This window comes from Anabaena sphaerica FACHB-251 (assembly GCF_014696825.1).
Taxonomy (GTDB): domain Bacteria; phylum Cyanobacteriota; class Cyanobacteriia; order Cyanobacteriales; family Nostocaceae; genus RDYJ01.
The window spans coordinates 1-3,745 of sequence record NZ_JACJQU010000043.1 but is presented as its reverse complement, the minus strand read 5'-3'; the positions used below and the strand labels follow the sequence as shown (position 1 = coordinate 3,745).

The following is a 3,745-nucleotide window of genomic DNA, read 5'->3' as shown; positions in this document are numbered from 1 at the left end:
TAACTCCTTGTGCTTAACAATACACTCTGTGTTTCTCTTTCTTTTTAGTCCATATTTTTCAGCTTCAACTATAACACAAATGACTATGTTTGACTATATCTGACTATATTTTTGTTATTTAAACTATATACCTTTTGTATAGATTGGGGTATAGAAATAAAGCTGATAAGATTCTCCGCGAAGCTGCTAAACTGGTTGGGTTGGAGGGAGTTAGTACCCACAGATGGGAGCAGAACTGCACTGAATCAAATGTCTAGTGCGGGCATCCCGCTAAGACACATTCAAGAAATTAGTGGACATAATGATTTGGGGACTTTGCAGCGTTATCTGGAGGTATCCCCAGAACAACGCCGCAAGGCAACTTCTGTTATTGGGTTTTAGGTTTTATCGAAAGTTAGTGAATGAAAGTAAATTTTTACGAGAACACACACCTGCACTTTATTTAACCCCATCGCAGAGATTGAGCCGAAATCATCTGTTTAGTATCTATTGAATTTCCTCAAAATTTTCAATTGTGAGATATACTTCTTCATCAGCCATCTGACTGTTGTAATCAATATTAATTTGGGTAGGATAGCCGAGTCTAGGAGAATAGCTCACATTCAGGCTAAAGGCTTGACGGTTAATAGCATCTTGAATCACATTAAAAAGCTTAGGAATTGTATTGTATTCTTGAAAAAATTGTGGCTCAACTGCTTGACCTGTAGCTACAGAAGTGATTGAGGTTGTTTGACCATTACGTACTTCAATCACTACTGGCCCTCTAGCTTCCGGTATACAAAAGCAACTGTTGCTCAAGGTATAGCGATAGTTGGAAATATTTTGCTGATTCCACAAACTGCGATTAAATTGTAATTTCCGAAAATTCAAGTTATTACGTGCTGGCGATTGTGCTATCTCTATAGGAGATTGAGACAATACTGGTACGTTCAAACCTAAAGATAGTAACAATCCGGCACTGATAATTATAGGTAAGTGCATATCAATTCATCCATTTTTTTCAACACCCTGAAATATATTTATTGGTTCATTAGTTTAAATGCACTTTAGCTTTTGATTAAATGTACGCTAACTTTGATGACGTTGGGGTAAAAAGCTTTTATCAATGCACAGCTTTTGGACTTCAAATAATGCCATGTCCAAGTGGCTTAGTATTTGATTTTGAAACCCAACGCTGCAAGTGGGACATCAACAGCTAAACATTTTTTTCCTCTCCTGTAAGCAGTCCTTAAAGTTTTGGAAATACCCTTCGCTAAACTCCATAATTGCGCGAGAGGGGAGTACCCTTTCAGGGGTTTTTTGTACAACCCCTCGAAAAGGACTAACAGGTTATCAAGTCCTTATCGTAACTTTCTGCATGGCTGCTCATTTAGCCCCAAGTAGTCAAAAAATACAGCCAATAAACAACATTTCGCCAGCAGACAGATTTATTCCATCTAACTGGCGAAATGTTGCTAAGATTTTCAAAATTAAGCTTCCGGTGGCAAATCTACACTATAAACAGTTTCTCCTACCAAGTTACGTAGTGATACAGTCATCACTTTTGTCACAGAATCTATTTTAACTGCACCAAAGAATTGTAAACCTACGCTTGGGGGGCGATTTGGTGCTGTATTGGGAGGAAGACTTTGGAATATCAATTGCGGTCCAAAAGTATTTTCTAATTGATTTGGCCCAAATGTCCCAGCGTTGAGAGGCCCGGCGACAAACTCCCAGAAAGGTTTGAAGTCTTGAAACTGGGCTTTGTTGGGGTCGTAGTAGTGGGCGGCTGCATAGTGGACATCAGCAGTTATCCACACAACGTTTTTGATATTTCTGCGTTTGATAAATTGGAGTAAATCGGCTAGTTCTAATTCCCTTCCTAAAGGTACACCATTGTCCGCGTTAGCCCAAGCCTCAAAGTCTGTACTGCCATCTCGCACTATCAGTCCTAAAGGCATATCACTGGAAATGACTTTCCATGTAGCTTTGGATGTGAGTAATTGCTGTTTGATCCATTGTACCTGTTTGCTACCCAGCATATCGGTGTCTAGTCCGGGTACTGGTTGATTATTGGGAGTATTTCGCCCTCTGTAGCTACGTTCATCTAACATGAAAATATCTAACAAGGGGCTATAGTTAAAGGAACGATAAATTTTGGCTTGTTCCAGATTATTTGTTGTATAGTCAATGGGCATATATTCTAAAAATGCTTGTCTTGCCCGTTGTGCTAATAAGTTCACATCCTTAACTGTGTAGCGGTCATCATTGAGGAATTCCCCTGGATACCAATTATTTGTAACTTCGTGGTCATCCCATTGTGCCAGCATGGGAACTTCAGCATTAAAACGTTTGACGTTTTCATCTATCAAATTGTATTGATAGTTACCACGAAATTCTTTCAGTGTTTCTGCAACTTTAGATTTTTCTTCTGTGGTAATGTTGCGCCAAATTGTGCCATCATCCAGATTTCTTTCGGCAACAATGGGGCCATCAGCATAGATAATGTCGCCACAGTGAACGAAAAAGTCAGGGTTCATTTGGCGCATGGTTTCGTAAATTTTCATCCCACCGAATTTGGGATTTATACCCCATCCTTGACCAGCGGTATCTCCACCCCAAACAAAGCAGATATCTCGCCCAGTGTTAGCGGGAGTGTGGAAACTGCCTTTTACAGGTTCGCTGTAGGTGTCTTGATAATCTAAATCTTGAAATAACACCCGATAAAATATTTGTTGATTTGGTGGCAGATTTCTGAGATTCAATCTGGCTGTAAAGTCACTAGATTCTAAAGCCTGTGGTCCCAAAACACGCTGTACATTGATAAAAGATGGGCTAGTGGAATATTCTACGATCATTCTGGACGGGCGATCGCTCTTACTCCAAATCACAACATTATTATTCGTGATATCTCCACTAGCTATGCCATAGGGTATGGCAGGACGCATCTTATCAGAGGTAATAATACCAGGTGCTTGGGCAAAAACTCGTGATTTGGAAACAACATTTGTAGTAATAATGCCACCTGCTGTCATCGCTGAATTTAACAAAAACCGACGACGGTTTAGTTTTACTTGATGATTCGATTCCATACTAATTAATAAACCAGAAAAATTCTTATAGCATAAATGTTTACCATATACCCTTATAGCAATAAGTAAAGATATGGTTATGCAATAGTTAATAAAAAATATTTTAATTATCCTTCTTTCGTCACTTTTGGCAACGCAAAATTTAAAACCTTGATTTAACGTACTACTGCTTTTTTGCGATGCTTTGAAGGAGCAGCCTTAAAGTGATTGCCTCCGGCATTGCGCGAGAGCGCAATCGCATAATTCTCTGCTCAAAGAATGAGCGATCAACATTTGCTTATAAGCCATAACGTAGTCAAAATACACAATGTATTCGCTACTTCATAAAACTTAACCATGTTTTTTTAAAAAACACTATTTATTTACTGCTATTTATCCCTAGACGAAAATAAATAACCTGCTAAAATATATGAAACAATAGTAAATCTAATTTATGTGGCACTTTCACTCGTCTGCACACATAACTATTAACGGATTAGCTATTTAAAATTTTATAACTAATGAGCAAACTCTGAAAGGGGGGTCTGATAAACACAATTAGTATTTATCGACCCCCCTTTTTTGCTTATTAGCTATATGGATGCCTAAGCCAGGAAGTCACCCTCCTGACTCGGCTACAAAACCGTGCATGAAACGTTAACTTCACACGGCTCCTCAGTGATTTGGTGCTTGTC

Annotated in this window: 4 protein-coding genes; 2 read left to right on the top strand and 2 right to left on the bottom strand. The window is 38.8% G+C overall.

Annotated elements, in window-relative coordinates; genetic code table 11:
• The first annotated feature begins 249 nt into the window (after window positions 1-249).
• Window positions 250-381 (top strand): integrase, encoded by a 132-nt coding sequence (locus tag H6G06_RS27115; protein ID WP_199306903.1) that lies wholly within the window; start codon window positions 250-252, stop codon window positions 379-381.
• A gap of 105 nt (window positions 382-486) precedes the next feature.
• Here H6G06_RS27115 and H6G06_RS26935 read toward each other — a convergent pair whose 3' ends face one another.
• Entirely contained in the window at window positions 487-981 is a 495-nt protein-coding gene (locus H6G06_RS26935) for a DUF6174 domain-containing protein (RefSeq protein WP_190565122.1), read from the bottom strand.
• An 80-nt stretch (window positions 982-1,061) separates the two neighbouring features.
• Here H6G06_RS26935 and H6G06_RS28210 point away from each other — a divergent pair, with 80 nt between their 5' ends.
• A complete protein-coding gene (locus H6G06_RS28210) occupies window positions 1,062-1,199 on the top strand; it encodes a carbohydrate-binding module family 14 protein (RefSeq protein ID WP_190565121.1) in 138 nt (45 codons plus the stop codon).
• 270 nt (window positions 1,200-1,469) lie between these two features.
• On the opposite strand, the gene H6G06_RS26925 is transcribed toward H6G06_RS28210, so the two are convergent.
• Window positions 1,470-3,071 (bottom strand): alkaline phosphatase D family protein, encoded by a 1,602-nt coding sequence (locus H6G06_RS26925; protein ID WP_190565120.1) that lies wholly within the window; start codon window positions 3,069-3,071, stop codon window positions 1,470-1,472.
• Window positions 3,072-3,745: the final 674 nt, after the last annotated feature.